Origin of the sequence: Novosphingobium sp. (genome assembly GCF_031424035.1) — a bacterium.
Classification (GTDB): Bacteria; Pseudomonadota; Alphaproteobacteria; order Sphingomonadales; family Sphingomonadaceae; genus Novosphingobium.
Window position 1 is genome coordinate 18894 of sequence record NZ_JANPGP010000054.1, and the last position, 15864, is coordinate 34757.

The following is a 15864-nucleotide window of genomic DNA, read 5'->3' on the forward strand; positions in this document are numbered from 1 at the left end:
CGAAATTTGGCTATCCCTCAACCCCGGGGAGACGCTGCGAATGTTGTCAGCGGCGTTGAAAGGCCGCCATCCAGCCGGATCGTCTGTCCGTTAAGAAATGGCGTGCGGATCATCGCCTCGACCAGACTGGCATATTCGTCGGCATGGCCGAACCGTTTGGGAAAGGCGACATTGGCCGTGAGCGCCGCCTTGATGGCATCAGGTGCTGCGGCGAGGCGAGGCGTGAGGATCGGTCCAGGTGCAATCGCATTCGCCCGCACACCGATCTCCGCAAGGTCGCGTGCCATCGCGGTGGTCATGCTGACGATCGCGCCCTTGGCTGCCGCATAGGCAACTTGCCGCGCCTGACCGTCATAGGCCGCGGTCGAAGCGGTGTTGACGATCAGGCCGCGCCCACCATCACCGTCGGGCTCATTCGCAGCAAAGTCTGCGGCGCACAGGCGCGAGACGTTGAACGGCCCCACAAGATGCAGATCAAGCATATCGCGGAAGACATCCATGCCATGCGGCACGCCGCTCGCGTCAGCCATGGCGGGGGAGTTTATCGCGACCCCGGCGGCATTCACGCAGACGCGAAAGTCGCCAATTCGGCGAGCCTCCCCGATCGCGCGGTGGATCGCTTCATCATCGCTATGGCTTCCGGCCACGGCCACGGCCCGCGCACCAAGTTCGTTCGCAAATGCACCCGCCCGGTCGGCGTCGGGCTCGAAGATGACCACGCCCATGCCCATTTCGACCAGCCGCCGCGCTGTCGCGCCGCCGAGCCCGCCCGCCCCGCCGCAGACAAGGGCAGACTGTCCTGAGAAGGAGGCGTTCAAGCTGGGGCCTCCGCCGGTGTGAACCGGACATGCAGATGGGACAGTCCGCGAATGATGAAGCTGGGTTCAAATTCGAAGGTGCGGCTGCCCGGCAATCCGTGCTGGCTTTCATCGATCTCGATCAGCGAGGTCTGCTTGAGCAACTGCTCGAGAATGACGCGCACTTCCACGCGCGCCAGCGGCGCCCCTGCGCAAGTATGCTTGCCGCGGCCAAACGCGACGTGTTCCTTGATCCTGGGCCGGTCCAGATTGAAGGCGTCAGGCTCCTGCCAGCGATCAGCATCCCGGTTCGCGGCTGAAATAGCCAGCAGGATGCGCGTGCCGGCTTTCACTTCGCAGTCACCGATGCGAGTATCACGGCGGACCAGCCGGGCCGTCTGTTTGGTCGAACCTTCCAGCCGCAGAATCTCTTCGATCATCGCGGGGATCAACGATGGGTCGGCGCGCAGCTTATCCTGCAGGCCCGGCACGTCGACGATATGGCGCACCGCATTGCCCAACAGTTTCGCGCTTGTGTCCTGGCCCGCGCCGAACATGAAGGTGCCGAGCGAGATCAGGTCCACCATGGTCGGCTTGGTGCCGTCGGAATATTCGGCATGAGCGAGTTCCGAGAGGATATCCTCGCGCGGGGCTGCCTGACGCTCCATGATGTACCGGGCGAAATAGCCGGCCATGGCCAGCATCGGATGATCAGTGCGCGACAGATCATTCAGGCTGCTGTCGAGATTTCCGGGGGCGGGCGAAGCCTCGATCATCGCCATGAAGGTGTCGCGATCTTCTTCCGGCACGCCCAGCAGGTCGGCGATGACGATGGTAACGAACGGCGTCGCGATTTCCTTGATCAGGTCGCATTGGCCCTGGCTGACCACCCGGCGGATCATCTGCTCCGAATAGGCGGCGATGAACGCCTCGTTCGCCTTGAGGCGCGAGGGCGTGAACAGCCGGTTCATGAATCCCCGTAGCCGGGTATGGGCATCATCATCGAGGTTGACGACAAGATCGCCGCCGAGGAATTGCGGCCGGTGCGCTTCGATCTGATCGGTAATGTCCAGCCCTTGCGGCACGAACGGCAGCGGCGCGGCAGCACCGGCAAGGCCGATGATCGCCGAGAAATCGCGGTGGTTGTTGAAGATCTCCACCGCCTCGTCGAACCCCGTGACGATCAGGTAGTCGCGGCCTTCGGGCTGATAGACCGGTCCGTGCTGGGCAACCGCATCGAAAAACGCATAGGGTTCGCGGGCAATTTCAAAGTCGGTGAAATAATCGCGGTCTTCAAGCCTGGTCACTCTGAAATCTCCCGGCGCAGGCCGGCTGTGTCCGGGATTATCCGGGCAAGCGAGCTCTGTCACAAAACTTATGCGCCATTATGGCGCATAAGTCGAAAGGGTGCAATGTCGTTTTGGGGGAGAGCGACCAGCCCGCTCAGTCGGGGCTGATGACCGAGGTGACGAGCATGCGGTAAAGGATCTGGGCCACGGCTTCGACGCTGTAGGCACCTTCGGGCTGGGCCACCCACCACGCCAGTGTTTCGGCAATCAGTGTGGCGGCGCAGATCGTGCCGAGTTCCTTCGGCAGCCAGCTGTTCACTTGCGCTTCCTGCGCTGCCACCAGTTGTGACTGGTGCAGCCACTCCTCACGCATGGCCGAGGCAGCGCCGCCGTTCAGCAGGGTCGCCCACAGGGTCCGGTGATCGGCGACGAATTGGCAAAGCGCCCGAAACCCGGCCTCGTAACTGTCGGCCTCGCGGATGGCGAGCGTGAGGTTGTTGAGTTCGCGGATCTGCTCCTTGGCGATATCGTTGAGCAGCGCTTCCTTCGTCTCATGATGACGAAAGAAGGTGGCATAATGGATGCCGGCCTGGTTGCAGATGTCGCGGACGGTGATCTGGTCGAATGCCGTGTTCGGCAACAGCGCCAGCAGCGCTTCGCGCAGCGCCTGACCCGAACGCACCGCGCGCAGGTCCTTCGACCTTGACGATGACGGTGTCGGACGGTTATGCGACACAGTATCGCTTATTCCACGGCGAGGGCGAGCTGTTTCAGGCATGAGACTGCTCTGGCGCAGAAACAGGCATTTGTGCAAGCCTGCGCCATCACTCGGCCCACTAGAGTTTCAAGGTGCGACCGGCATCGGAGAATTTGGGAGATACGGCATGCGCTTTAAAAACCTCGCCTCCAGCCTCCTGTTTGCGGCAATGGTCAGCGGCCCGGCATCGGCAGATGTGCTGGTCGTTGGCAACAAGGGCGAAGACACCGTCAGTTTCATCTCGCTGAAATCGGGCAAGCAATGCGCCCGGGTCAGCACGGGCAAGGCTCCGCACGAAATTGCGATTTCCCCGGACGCCAGGCAGGCAGCCGTCGTCGCCTATGGCGGCACATCGATCGACCTGTTCAATATCCGCGAGCAGCGGCTGGTTCGCCGAATCGACCTCGCGCCCAATGCCGGCCCTCACGGCATTGCATGGATTTCAGCCAGTAGGATCGCCGTGACTTTTGATCGCAGCAATTCGGTTGCGCTGGTCGATCCGCGTGACGGCAGTTTTGCCTCGGTTGCGACAGGTCAGCGCGGCTCGCACATGCTGGCAGTCTCACCCGATGGGCGGCGCGCCTATGTGGCCAACATCCTGTCGGGATCGGTGACCGTCATCGATCTGGATCGCAGGATCAAACTGCGCGACATCGCCACCGGCGGAAATCCCGAAGCGATTGCGATCACCCGCGACGGCAAGGAACTCTGGGTTGGTGATCATTCCGGCCCGCGCGTGCGCGTGATCGATCTGGCCACGGGCACCGTTGCCGCGACGCTTCCCACAGACCCCTTCGCCATTCGCCTGGCCATGACCCCCGACGGCAAAACCGCCGTGGCGTCGAACTTCCAGTCAGGCACGCTGAGCCTCTTCGATGTCCGGACGCGGCGCCCGATGCGGACGATCAAGCTGAACGGATCGGCAAGGGCGATGCAGGTGACGATCGCAATCAGCAGCAATTCGCGCATTGCCTATGTCGCCGAGACCGGCAGCGATCAGATTGCCGAAGTGGACCTGCGCGCCGGCAAAGTGCTGCGCCGAATTCCGACCGGCAGGGGCGGCGATGGCTTGGCGGTGATCAAGGGCAACTGCTCGGTGCCTGACAGGGAGCCATGAGCAGCTGAATCATACGCCGCAGGAAACCCCGGCCAACTCCTCCGAAAGCCGCCACAACCGCTCACCGGCCTCATCGTCGAGCGCGCTCGCTCCAAAGGAGCATTCGCCCGTCGCGCCTCTCATCTCCAGAAAGCCGGTAGGCCCATAAAGCTGACCGCTCGCGGCTTGCGGTGACAGGCAGGCATGCAGGATCGGATCGGCCCCGGCCGCAGCCGAGTGCCCGAACAGGGGAACGAGCAGGCGGGTGGACAGCAGCGTCATGAGGCTCTTCGGCCCACCCTCGGCCGCGAACAGGTTCGTCCCGGCGAACCCGGGATGTGCCGCCATGCTGGCCAGCGTCCAACCCTGTGCCCGGGCGCGCTGGTGTAAGGTGCGGGCAAAAAGCGCCACAGCCAGCTTTGAGCGGCAATAGGCGACTCCCGGTTTATAGATGCGCGCACTCTGCAAGTCATCGAAGTCCATCCGGCCATAGCGATGGGCAATGCTGGTTACGCTAACCACCCTCGCCGAGGCTGACTTCCGCAACAGCGGCAACAGCCCAGCGGTCAGCGCGAAGTGACCGAGATGGTTGGTAGCGAACTGCGCTTCGAAACCGTCGGCCGAAACGCGCCGCTGGGGCGGCGACATGATGCCGGCATTATTGATCAACAGGTCGATCGTCCCGCCTCGCGCCGCCATCCGCCCAGTGAAGTCTTTGACAGAAGCCAGCGACGCAAGGTCGAGCGCTTCGAACCTTACGTCGGCTCCCGGAACTGCTGCTCCGATCCGGGCCACGGCATCTTGCCCTTTCTGCACATTGCGACCCGCGATTATCACGCGCGCGCCAAGGTCGGCGAGCTTGGTGGCCACCTCGAAGCCCAGGCCGCCAGTGCCAGTGACAACGGCGGTGCGACCCTCTTGCCGCACATATTGCGCTGTTTTCGCGGGCTTTCCGTTTTTCGTCATTCCTGCTCTCCTACTTGATTGGTGATACCATTATATATTCCATTGTATAACGTAAATACCTCTGTAAGCTGTCCCGAACGAATCAGGGAGAGAATGCCGTGGGAGAGAACGTTGAGCGTCTGCTGGCTCACATGCCGTGGCGAACCTGTTTCGATGTTTCGGCGCTCGATCTGCGCGAGACGCAAATCGCCGCGCTGAACGAGCGGTTTCAGTCTGCAGTGGGCCGCATCAAGCTGCTGCGCCTGCGTGCTGACGAGGCCGGCATCACTGAAATCCAAAGGCTCGAGGATGTCGTGCCGCTGCTGCTGCCGCACACCGCTTACAAGAGCTATCCCGAGTCATTCCTTGCCGACAAACGTTGGGACCGGCTGACCCGCTGGCTTGGCACCGTTTCTGCCTACCCGACCGACACCGTCGATCTCGGCGAAGTTGCCGATATGGACGACTGGGTCAGGGCTTGCGGCGATGCTGGCCATTTCGTGTCCTGCTCAAGCGGTACGACCGGCAAGCCCGCCGTGCTCAACGCAACCCGTGCGGATCTGGACTTTGCCGCCCGGGAAGGCGTCGAGGCGGTCCAGTGGGGTTCGGCCATCCGCGCCGGCGACAAGCGCACCGTCGCAAGCTTTGGCGCGACCGCGCATTCGCCGCGCAACACGGCCACCGGCACGGCGCTGATTGGCGCCTTCGCGGACTTTGCCAAGCTGTCCCCGCCCTCGGATGCAGCGCCGATCACCGTTGGTTCGATCTCGCGCATGATTGCCTTGCGCAAGGCCGTGGCCGATGGCTCTGCGCTGCCAGAGGAGATTGCCGAATACGACCGCGAGTCCGCCCAGCGTCAGGCCGCGCTGGATGGCGCATTGTCGCGGGCGGCGGATGACATCCTCGCGCGCCGCGGCGACCGGCTGATGATCATGGCGATGTGGGGCCCGCTTTACCAGCTGGCCGCCGAAGTGCGCAACCGGGGCTTTTCCGGCAAGGACTTCAACCCGGAAAACGGCGTCTTTCTTGGCGGCGGCCTGAAGCGCGCGCAGGTGCCGGCCGACTACAAGGAATTCATCTACGAGACCTTCAAACTCTCGCCCGCCTACACCTACCAGATGTACGGCATGCAGGAGATCCAGACTTCGATGCCGCGCTGCCAGGCCGGCGGGCGCTATCACGTGCCCGCCTGGCTGGTCTGCCTGCCGCTCGACAAGGAAGGCAGCACGCTGCTGCCGCTTGACCAGGGCGAGGTTCAGGGACGCGCGGCGTTCTTTGACTTGTCGATGGACGGCCGCTGGGGCGGGGTCATCTCGGGCGACCAGATCGAGGTTGATTTCAGCCCCTGCGCCTGCGGAGCCGCCTCGCCCTCAATCCGCGATTCGATCGTCCGCTACGCCGATCTGGAAGGCGATGACAAGATCGGCTGCGCTGGCACAGTCGATGCCTACGTTCGCGGCCTGACCTGAACAGCGTCCTGAGAGGAAACCTGACATGGACATGCAAGACACGCCGCAGCCAGCCCCGTTTTTCGTTCGCGGCAAGCTGGTTGAGGGGCAGGACACGATCCACCGGTCCCGCGACCTTGGCGTTGCCTTTGCAACGCCCGAGCTGCACCTGAACGCGCTGGTCCATCCGCGCACCGAATTGCCGCCGCTGCTCAATGTGCCTCTGGCGGAGATCATGGATTTCCTCGCCGAGGCGGGACAGAAGCTGCTGGCCAAAGGCAACCCGGCGGTCGAGGCCTGCATCGAGCGGATGGCGCGGGTCAGCCTGCAACCGCCCGCCGTAGTCGCCGGGGCCATCCGCGAAGCAGCCTCCTACCTCGATCACAAATCGATGGCCGAAGTGGTGGAGAAGAACTTCGCCAATCCCAGGGCGCTCGACGAATGGGTGCCGCAGGCCGACCATACCGGGCGCCGCAGCTTCGTGCGCGCCTATCCGCCGCGGCTGATCCACGTGCTGCCGGGCAATTCGCCTGGCATGGGCATCCGCTCGCTGGCGCAGGGGGCGCTGGTCAAGGCGGTCAACCTGTTCAAGATGCCGTCCGCCGATCCGTTCACCACTGTCATGTTCCTGCAAATCATGGCCGAAGTTGATCCCGACCATCCCGTCTTGCGTTCGATGTCAGCCGTCTACTGGCGTGGCGGCGACGAGGCAGTTGAGCGTGTGCTTTACCGCCCGCAGTATTTCGACAAGCTGGTCGCCTGGGGCGGCGGAGACGCGATCGGCAATGTGATGAAGTACATCGGCCCGGGTTTCCAGCTGGTGTCGTTCGATCCCAAGACGTCGATCTCGATGGTCGGGCGCGAGGCGTTTGCTGATGACGAAACGCTTGGGCAGGTCGCCGAGCTCAATGCTCAGGACGTTTCGATTCTCAATCAGGAAGCCTGCGTGTGCAGCCGCTTCACCTTCATCGAGGCGGATCAGGACCAAGCGGACCGCTATAGCCGCGCGCTGGCCGAACGGTTGCGGATCGACCGGACCGGCGAAGGCGAGCCGCGTCCGCTCGACATGGCGCTCAAGGAAGAAATCGACACCCTGCGCCTGATGGACGAGGACTACGCAGTGTTCGGCGCCTCCGATGGGCGCGGCATTGCCATCCGCTCCGATGAGCCCGTGGACTTCCACCCACTGCGCAAGACCGCCAATGTGGTCCGCGTTGATGACCTGATGCAGGCGATGAAATACGTCAATGTCACCACGCAGACCGTAGGCGTGTGGCCGTTCAGCCGCATCCCGCAATTGCGCGACCATCTGGCCAGCGGCGGCGCGCAGCGGACGGTCCGGCTCGGAGAGGCAGGGCCTTCAACCATCGGCAATCCGCACGATGCGATGTATCCGCTGCACCGCTTCGTCCACTGGATGGCGCATGAGGACGGCTGCCACGGCGACGCCTGAGGGCGAAAGCGCGCCAGTTTCAATCAGATCAGCTTGATCTCTTTTGCGAAAATGGTCGGCTGCACGACAAGGTGATTGAGGAAGGCGATGACGTTCTGCACGGGATAGTCCTCGGGCTGTGCCAGCCACCAGACAAGGATCTCGAAGATTCCAGCGCTCACAAAGGCCGAGGCGAGGGGCACCGGCAGCCACGGGTTGGCGCGAGGCCCAGTGACCCCGTATTCGGCAGAGAGGCGGGCAAATTCTTCGCGCATGGCCGGCGCGGCGCCGGTGGTGAGCAGCGAGGTCCACAGCGCCCGGTTCGCCTGGATATGCGCGCAAATCGCGCCAAGGCTGGCGTCCGGGCCTTCGGCTTCGAGCACCGGATAGGTGCGCGCCATCAGGTTGCGCACTTCCTCGGCGGCGACTTCGGCGAGCAGTTCTTCCTTGCTGCCATAGCGGCGGAAAAACACCGGGTAGCTGACCCCTGCCCGGCCGGTGATATCGCGAATGGTGATTTCGTGCAGCGGGCGTTCGCCCAGCAGGTCAAGCAGGCCATTGCGGAGCGCCTGCCGCGAACGCAGCGCGCGGGCATCGTCGGGCTTCGACATCCTCTCTTTGGCGCGGCTTGAATGCATGGGTGTACTATGCCCAAGCCGGCGCGGCTTTGCAAAGCTACTTCCGCGCCTTGAACTGTCCGCCCTTGCCCAAAGCCTGCCGGTCTTCGGGAGGAATGAACGCCGGGATGCCTTCGATCTCATAGGCGGCGGAAATTCCGGTGTATTCTCCGCTGGCTGGGTCCTTCAACCCATCGGCGGCACGGCGCACGGCGTTGTACATTCCGGGACTGTTGAAGCCGATGGTGTTCTCATAGTCGGATGCCTGGAAGAAGGCCGACGAGATATATTTGCGCCAGTCGCGGTAACCGCCAAGCACGGCCTTCATCGTGCCGTCCTCGCCCAACTCAATCCGCATCCTCGCATCCGCCAGCGTCCAGGTGGTGGCCGGACCTTCATGCATCGTGACCTTCGGATATACGCCGGTGGTCAGCACGCCGTTTACGATTTTGCCGCGAAACCGGGCGAAGCTTTGCGAGAACTCGGGATTGGCATTCACCCGGAACGAGTAGTCCGGCAGGACGATCTTGGAACTGCCGTCGCGCTTCATCGGATCGGCGCTGTACAGCAGCGTCACCGCGACATCGTCGTCATTGCGCCAGTCATCGACTCCGCTGATATCGACCAGCATCGACAAGCCACCGGCGCGGCGCAATTCGTTGCCGATCATCGGCAGGAAGCCATTGCGGCGCCAACCGGCGATACAGCCCTGCACCGTGAAGAGCTGGTTATCGATGCCATTGCGCCCATCGGGAGAGGTGTAGTTCGGGTGCGGCCGGGTGCTTGCCGGGAACGGGGCTGTGCCGTCATTGCCATCAAGGTCGAAGCCGCGAACCGTATCCGCCCGCGGGGCGACATAGCCGGGATCGGCGACAATGCCGGGAAGCAGGATAACGTTCATCTCGTCCGGGCCGCGATAGGGCAGAACAACGGTGTTGGCCCCGCCCTTGCTGGCCAGTGCAGCCTTCTGCTGCGCCGCGCGCTCGGGCGACATCAGCGCGTAATATTCTTCCTGAGTCGGCTTGCGGTTCATCTGCGGACACTGCCGATCATTGGCATCGGCGATCGGCGCAAACCACGAAATGAGGAAAGTCCGCCCATCCCCGCCCTTGGGCGCTGGCGGCAGGACGGCGGGCTTGGTCGTTATCACCCGGGGCTTTGGCTGCGGCGCATGATTGATCCGTGTGATGCCCTCGAAGTTCAGGGCAAAGGCCTGCTCGGGCGCGCCCTCGGCAACCGGGCATGACAGGCGTACGTTGCTTAGCGTGTAGCGATAGAATTCGGGCACGTCCGCAGGGCGCGGGCCGTGTTCCTGGATATGCCGGGCGAGGTCTGCGGATTCGGCATAGGTCACTTGGCTGAGGACTGTTCCGCTGCGGCAGATTTCCATGAGCCGCGCCAAAGCCGGGCTGTCCTTTGCCACTGACAATGCCAGCACCGAAGGCCCGCTGGCCGGTGATGTCGGACCGGTAAATTTGAGCCCGCTCTCCTTGCCGGAAATGCCCCGGATCTCGCGCCGCGCCGGGTGGTTCGTCCAATAATTCGCCTCGGCCTGCACCCAGTTCCGGAAGACGGGATGGCGCGCGCCGCCATCGACGCCAGGTATCTCGACATAGCTGGGGCCGATGTAATCGGCCCGCGCGGGCGTGCTGGCGAGCAGGCTTGCCGCCAGCGCAATCGAGGCTGCGGAACGGGCACCGATCACGACGCCGGCTTCCCGGGCGTTTCGATCAGTTCGATCCGGTAGCCGTCCGGGTCGGTCACCATCATCATGCGGATCGATTCGTGAACGACCTTGATCTCGCCAGCCTTGAATCCCAGACTCTCCAAGCGCGCTGCAACCCCAGCCAGATCAGGCATGCGCAGCGCGATCCTGTCAAACCCGTGGGCGTGTTCGATCGGCCGGATCGGGCCCGACTTGTCAGTGATCAGCATGATCCCGGCCTCGGCCGGGTTCGGCCCGAAGCCGACGACAACGTCAGGTCGGTGGGTCGGCCCAAAGCGCATGCGCAGCATCATGCCGAGCCCTTCGGTGTAGAACTTGAGCGAACGGGCCGGGTCGGTGACGTAAAGCGCGGGTCCGACCATGCCTTCGGGCGAAATGGCCGGCGCGGCTGAGGCTTGCGCGGTTGCGACAGCCGGCAAACCGGCCACCAGCAGCCCCGCCGCCAACAGGTTCATCCCAAGGCGCTTCATGCCATGACCTCCGAAATTGGCTTGCTCGTCTTCATCGCGCCGTCGCCCCATTCGGTGACCGGCATGCCCATGACCTGCTGGATGGTCAGGCCGACCCGCGAGCTGGGATCGCCATTGCCGCTGATGTGCTGCCCCTGTTTCCAGCGCCCGCCCGCCGAACCCGCAACGAGGATGGGCAGGTTGTCGACCGAGTGGATTTTGGCGAAGTTGCTTTCCGACGTGGCGAGCACAAGGCTGTTGTCGAGCAGCGTCCCCGCCCCTTCTTTCACCCCGTCCATCATCTTGAGCATGGAGGCGAGCGTCTCCATGCTGCGCTCGATGAAGAACGTGGCCTTGGGCTGGTAGCCGAGCTTTTCATCAACCGGCTCTTCGTGCGTCAGTTCATGGAACGCGACCGGATCGCCGGGTTTACGCAAGTTCGATCCTGCGTTGGACAAGGCCATGTTGAACACCCGCGTCTGGTTGCAGGCGAGCGCCATCACCAGCAGCTGCCCCAGCAAGTCGTGCGTGCGCGTGGCCACGTCCCACGTCGGCCCCAGCTCGCGCTTGCCGGGTTCGGTCGGCAGAACGCAGGCCTGCGCCGGCTCAGGCTTTTCGAGCAGCTTGCCGAGCTGCTGTTCGACCTGCCTTACGGAAGTGAAATACTGGTCGGCGCGCTGCCGGTCGGCCGCACCGAGCGAGCGCATCAGGTCCTCACGTTCTTCCTTGACCGAGCTCAGCACGCTTTGGCGGAGCATCACTTCCGGGTCCGGCGTGAATTCCGCCTTGTTGGGATCGCGGAACTCGTTGCCGAACATGCGGCGATAGAGCTGGACCGGATCGACCTCGCTGGGGTTCACCGTAGAGCCGGCGCGCATTGAATAGCTGACATTCGATTGCCCGGTGCAGGCCAGTTCGAGCGAACGGAAACGGGTATTCCCGCCGATATGATCGGAGATCAGGCAATCGAGCGTTGGCAACTGGCTCGTGCCGCCGGTCACACCGCCGGTCAGTGGTGCCGCGCCTGACATGGTGGCCATGACGCCCGACCAGTGGACGAGGTTCGGCTTGCCATCTAGCACGCAGTTGAAGTTGGAAAAGACCGACACCTTGCTGCGCAGGTCGCCAATCGGCGAAAGCTCCGGCTTGAGGTCGTAATCCTTGCCGAGCTTGCTGGGGAACCAGCGCGCGGTGTTGACCCCGCAGCCCCAGAACCAGGTGCCGAACCGCGTCGGGATCGGCGCGCCGCTGGCCAGAGCCTCGCCGTTCCCGTCAAGGAACATGTCGAACAGCGGCAGCGCCACGGCGACGCTCGCCCCGCGCAACATTCCCTGCAGCAGGCTGCGCCTGGACCACTTGCTCATCGTGATTTTCCTTCCGCCTGACCGGCATTTCTTGCGGTCGTCCTAGCCGTCGAAAGCGGCGCGACCGCGCGGATCGCATCGCTCATCGCGAGGTTCTTCATCAGTGCGGGGAACCGGTAACCGCCCGCCGCGAAGCGCGCCGCTGACTGCTCGAGCAAGGCTGTATCGGTGTCGGTGGCCTCACGCCCCACCCCATATTCGAACGCCCGGCGCACCAGGCAGCTGGGCACCGCCTCGCTTTCACGCAGCCGCCCCGCAAGGCCGAGCAAGCCGACGTAGGGCTTGCCCTCGAATGAGCCCGATGCGTCGATCAGCGCGCTGTTCTCATGCGTCCGGTAATTGCCCACCGCATCGTAATTCTCGAGCGAGAGCCCGATCGGATCAGTCAGCTTGTGGCAGCCGGCACAGGCCGGGCTTTCCTGATGCACGGTCAGCCGCTGGCGCGCCGTGCGGTAGAGCGGGTTCGCTACGTCCTGAACGAGCTGGAAGTTCACGTTGGCCGGCGGCTGCGGCACCAGTTGGCACAGCAGCAGTTCGCGCACGCTCTTGCCGCGGATGGTTGGCGAGGAGCGCCCTTCATGCGTCGGGTCCAGCATGAGGAAGCCGGCCAAGCTGAGGATGCCGCTGCGTGGTTCGCTCGCCGGGAACGTATAGGGCGCCCAGCCATCAAAGGCGGTCGCGGACACCGGCACCCGGTAAAGCGCGCCAAGGCTGCGGGTCATGAAGGTCTTGCGGGTGGTGAATAGATCGCGATAGTCGCCACGGTTCGTCAGCAGCAGGTCGACGATGGTCCGCAGCGTCTGCTCCTGCGCATCGCGGGCGAGCGATGAGCTGAACTTGGGATAGATCGCCTGATCCTTGGCGAGGCCTTGGAACTGGTCATATCCGAACATGTCCGAGAAGAATGCCCGGGTACCCAGCTCGAAGCGGGGAGACGCCAGCATCGCATCGATCAGGCGGCTGGTGCGGGCCGGATCGCGCAAGTCGCCGCGCGCTACGGCATCGAGCAGGGCCCTATCAGGCGGGGCGTCCCACAACAGGTAGCTGATCCGCGTGGCCAGCGAGTAATCATCCAGCCGCCGCCCGCCCGGCGCAGCCGGGTCCGCCACCGTCCGCTCGATGCGGAAGATGAAGTTGGGTGACACCAGCATGCGTTCCAGCGCCGCCTGCAGCCCGCGCGCCATCGACCCGCTCTTGCCCGCTGCTGTGCGAGCAAGGCCGGTGATCGAGGCCACTTCACCCTCTGACAGCGGGCGCCGGTAAAGCTGACGACCAAGATCGCGGATGAAAGTCTGCGCACAGGTATCGTCAAAAGTGGTCGATCCACCGTCGCAAGCAAACGAGACTCGCTTTTCCTTGAAGGCCTGCGCGGCGATCTGCCGTGCACGCAATTCGCTCTGCTCGAAGCCGGAGCCTGTCACCGTTACATGAGCGTCACCAATCGCCAGCAAGCCCTTTTCGCGCAGTGATGGTTCGAACCGGCCTGGAATGGTGATGCCGGAACCAAAGACCTGCTCGATACTGCGACCATATTGCGCCTCGTTCAGCCGGCGCAGACCGATTGCCCCTGATGGATTTTCGCTCGTAACGGCGTTCTGCGCGGATAGCGGTCCAACGGGTCCGATTGCCAGGATGGAGAGCGCTGCCACTCCCGCCGCTGCAGCCAGCGCCAAACCTCGCAGGGCAGTCTTGTTGCCGCGATCGACTCCCGAACCGGGCATCCAATTCTCTCCCCGTCAGACCAGCGCAAAAAATGTGATTGTGCGCGCTGGTGAAACCTAGACCGAGGCACATAACAGCGAGGTAGATATGCCGTCAAGATATGCGATATTGTAGCGCATAAATGAGTTTGTTCGAACATCGGTTGGAGATTGAACCTTTGATGATACACGTCGCTGGTGAAATGCAGGCCGCCGCAGCAACCGCTCACGCTGACATAGCCATCGATCAGCGCTCGGTCGCGCGGCCAAGAACCTTTCGTTCGTTCATGTGTCCGTTGAGGTAGCCCAAGTATCGGAAGTGCTAGGTTATGGGGCCATTCGTCCAGCTCAGGCGCTACGCACTTAACGAGCCCTAAAAGGAACCTTCATGAAGATACCCAAAACGCGATTGTCGCCGTCGCTGACGATGAAATACTGAACCTGTATCATAACGATGGCGAGGAATCTGCGCCGAAGCTTACGGTCATGCCCGATGCTGCAATCTCGACGGAGAACAAGGGATCTGGCGGCAGACATCAGAGTAGTTCGGCCAACCCTTCGGATAGCCAGCAGGATGAAGCAGCTTTGCGGCAGGCACCGTTGCGATGCTGAACAAGCGCGTCCTTGAGGGTAAGATAGATGCGCTCATAATCGTTGCTGCACCCCGTACACTGGGCGAGCTGCGCAAGCATTATCACAAGGCTCTTTCTGCCGTGCTGATTGGAGAGATTTCGAAGGACCTTACCGGCCATTCGGTCGCCGATGTGGAAAGAACCATTGCAGCAGCCTAGATTTGGCTGGCGACGGCTGCATGCGCTGATAGAGGCGACCATTCCGATGCCATATAGTCGTTCTGAAAACCGTCGTTCGTTCAGCTCGCTCTCACCGCCAGCTTGCGGCGGCTTTTGTGAACCCGACCTGGCAGCACCTATGTCTCGAATGTCGTGGATTCCGGAATGTCGGCTTTTGAGCGCCAACTGGCAAAAGCCGACTTTGCCGATAAGTTCAAGATTTAGTCTTTGCAGGGCGCACTAAGCGGCAGATAGCAATATGATCTGAAATGGGCATAACCGTTATCATTCTGGTAATACCCGGAAGTTTGGCTATGTTCCATACTGACCCGATATTGGAATGGATCGCATCTCGCTGATTGTGACAGTCGAGCGAAGAGTTGGGGCACACAATGGCCGACAAGATACCACTCACCCAAGGGGTAGCGGCAAGACCCTATGACTCGCTCGTGGTCGGTATTGCGGAGGGTGTGCCCGAGACGACCGACGCACAAATTAGACTGGCGTCGAATGCGGCGACCTTCGAAGCTCTTGTTCGCAACAATCCGTTCGGCGTGTATGTCGTCGGAAGCGACTTCAAAATGTTGCACACGAGTCTCGGCACAGTCGGTGTTTTTGGGGGAATCGATCCGCTAATCGGTCGCGATTTTGCGGAGATTGTTCGTATTCTCTGGCCCGAGCCGTTCGCAACTGAAATAATCGGCAGGTTTCGGCAAACGCTGGAGACCGGAGACTTCTATATCAACCACGGCGTCGTCGAAAAGCGGAAAAACATCGACCAAACAGAGGCCTATGAATGGCGCATCGATCGGATGACGCTACCTGACGGGACGTTTGGCGTGGTATGCCATTTTTTCGATTTATCTGAGCGCATGGCGCTTGAAGCGCAGCTCAAACAGGCCGTTGCCGACAAGGACATGCTGATAAGGGAGATCGATCATCGTGTGCGCAACAGCATCGCGATGATCGCAGGACTTTTGTCAATGCAGGGCGGCACTTCCCAGTCTGCGGTAGTCAGGCAGGCACTGGATGTTGCTTCGGCGCGGCTTATCGCCGTCGCACGCATCCCTGATCGTCTTTATATGGGCGAGAAACGCGGCATTTTTGAGTTCGGCACTTACCTCGAAGAAATGTGTCGCGACCTTCGCACGTCGCTAAGCCACAGTAAAATGAAGATGGCGGTCAAAACTGCCGAGTGTGATCTGTCGATTGACCAAGCCATTCCCTTGGGCCTGATCGCAAACGAACTTGTAACCAACGCCTTCAAGCATTGTGGAGACATCAAGGCGACCATCAGCGTCGATCTGGACTGCGATGCGACGATGCTTGCCTTGACGGTCTCGGATACTGGCGTCGGTATGCCCGTAGATTACGATCCGTTGATAAAGACGGGTCTTGGCATGAAGGTCATCCACACGCTTGTTCGGCAGTTGAACGGATCGCTTGTCCTTCC

At 62.3% G+C, this 15864-nt stretch carries 14 protein-coding genes; 5 read left to right on the forward strand and 9 right to left on the reverse strand.

Annotation, left to right across the window (positions count from 1 at the left end; genetic code table 11):
* Positions 1-17 precede the first annotated feature (17 nt).
* The 3 genes from RMO89_RS08225 to RMO89_RS08235 form a co-directional block, all read right to left on the reverse strand.
* Positions 18-818 (reverse strand): SDR family NAD(P)-dependent oxidoreductase, encoded by an 801-nt coding sequence (locus tag RMO89_RS08225; RefSeq protein ID WP_310532428.1) that lies wholly within the window; start codon positions 816-818, stop codon positions 18-20.
* A complete protein-coding gene (locus tag RMO89_RS08230) occupies positions 815-2104 on the reverse strand; it encodes a cytochrome P450 (RefSeq protein WP_310532429.1) in 1290 nt (429 codons plus the stop codon). Before RMO89_RS08230 ends, RMO89_RS08225 begins: the two co-directional genes overlap by 4 nt.
* 136 nt (positions 2105-2240) lie before the next feature.
* On the reverse strand, positions 2241-2864 hold the full coding sequence (locus RMO89_RS08235) for a TetR/AcrR family transcriptional regulator (RefSeq protein WP_310532430.1): 624 nt from the start codon (positions 2862-2864) through the stop codon (positions 2241-2243).
* Positions 2865-2970: 106 nt separating this feature from the next.
* Here RMO89_RS08235 and RMO89_RS08240 point away from each other — a divergent pair, with 106 nt between their 5' ends.
* Positions 2971-3960 (forward strand): cytochrome D1 domain-containing protein, encoded by a 990-nt coding sequence (locus tag RMO89_RS08240; RefSeq protein ID WP_310532432.1) that lies wholly within the window; start codon positions 2971-2973, stop codon positions 3958-3960.
* A 9-nt stretch (positions 3961-3969) separates the two neighbouring features.
* Here RMO89_RS08240 and RMO89_RS08245 read toward each other — a convergent pair whose 3' ends face one another.
* Positions 3970-4905, reverse strand: coding sequence for an SDR family oxidoreductase (locus RMO89_RS08245; RefSeq protein WP_310532433.1), 936 nt, complete (start codon positions 4903-4905; stop codon positions 3970-3972).
* Between the two features lie 98 nt (positions 4906-5003).
* Between RMO89_RS08245 and RMO89_RS08250 the strand changes: the two genes are divergently transcribed.
* Both RMO89_RS08250 and RMO89_RS08255 read left to right on the forward strand, forming a co-directional pair.
* Positions 5004-6353 carry a hypothetical protein gene (locus RMO89_RS08250; protein ID WP_310532434.1) on the forward strand — a complete coding sequence of 450 codons (1350 nt, stop codon included), beginning with the start codon at positions 5004-5006 and terminating at the stop codon, positions 6351-6353.
* 25 nt (positions 6354-6378) lie between these two features.
* A complete protein-coding gene (locus RMO89_RS08255; protein WP_310532436.1) occupies positions 6379-7785 on the forward strand; it encodes an acyl-CoA reductase in 1407 nt (468 codons plus the stop codon).
* A gap of 23 nt (positions 7786-7808) precedes the next feature.
* Here the strand turns inward: RMO89_RS08255 and RMO89_RS08260 are convergent, their stop codons facing one another.
* Genes RMO89_RS08260 through RMO89_RS08280 form a run of 5 tightly spaced genes read right to left on the reverse strand, consistent with a single transcriptional unit; the run spans position 7809 to position 13641 of the window.
* Positions 7809-8402: a TetR/AcrR family transcriptional regulator gene (locus RMO89_RS08260; RefSeq protein WP_310532437.1), complete on the reverse strand. Its 594-nt coding sequence runs from the start codon at positions 8400-8402 to the stop codon at positions 7809-7811.
* A gap of 37 nt (positions 8403-8439) precedes the next feature.
* Complete coding sequence (locus RMO89_RS08265) at positions 8440-10086, reverse strand: hypothetical protein (protein WP_310532439.1); 1647 nt, start codon at positions 10084-10086, stop codon at positions 8440-8442.
* On the reverse strand, positions 10083-10577 hold the full coding sequence (locus RMO89_RS08270) for a VOC family protein (protein ID WP_310532441.1): 495 nt from the start codon (positions 10575-10577) through the stop codon (positions 10083-10085). The genes RMO89_RS08265 and RMO89_RS08270 overlap by 4 nt, the downstream gene beginning before the upstream one ends.
* The gene (locus tag RMO89_RS08275; RefSeq protein WP_310532442.1) at positions 10574-11920 is read right to left on the reverse strand and encodes a DUF1552 domain-containing protein; all 1347 of its coding nucleotides are present in this window, start codon (positions 11918-11920) and stop codon (positions 10574-10576) included. Before RMO89_RS08275 ends, RMO89_RS08270 begins: the two co-directional genes overlap by 4 nt.
* Positions 11917-13641, reverse strand: a complete 1725-nt coding sequence (locus RMO89_RS08280) for a DUF1592 domain-containing protein (protein ID WP_310532443.1) — start codon at positions 13639-13641, stop codon at positions 11917-11919. Before RMO89_RS08280 ends, RMO89_RS08275 begins: the two co-directional genes overlap by 4 nt.
* Before the next feature lie 584 nt (positions 13642-14225).
* On the opposite strand from RMO89_RS08280, the gene RMO89_RS08285 reads away from it, so the two are divergent.
* Positions 14226-14411 carry a host attachment protein gene (locus RMO89_RS08285; RefSeq protein WP_310532444.1) on the forward strand — a complete coding sequence of 62 codons (186 nt, stop codon included), beginning with the start codon at positions 14226-14228 and terminating at the stop codon, positions 14409-14411.
* A 392-nt stretch (positions 14412-14803) separates the two neighbouring features.
* Positions 14804-15864, forward strand: a 1061-nt coding sequence (locus RMO89_RS08290; protein ID WP_310532445.1) for a histidine kinase dimerization/phosphoacceptor domain -containing protein, incomplete at its 3' end; no start/stop codon positions are given.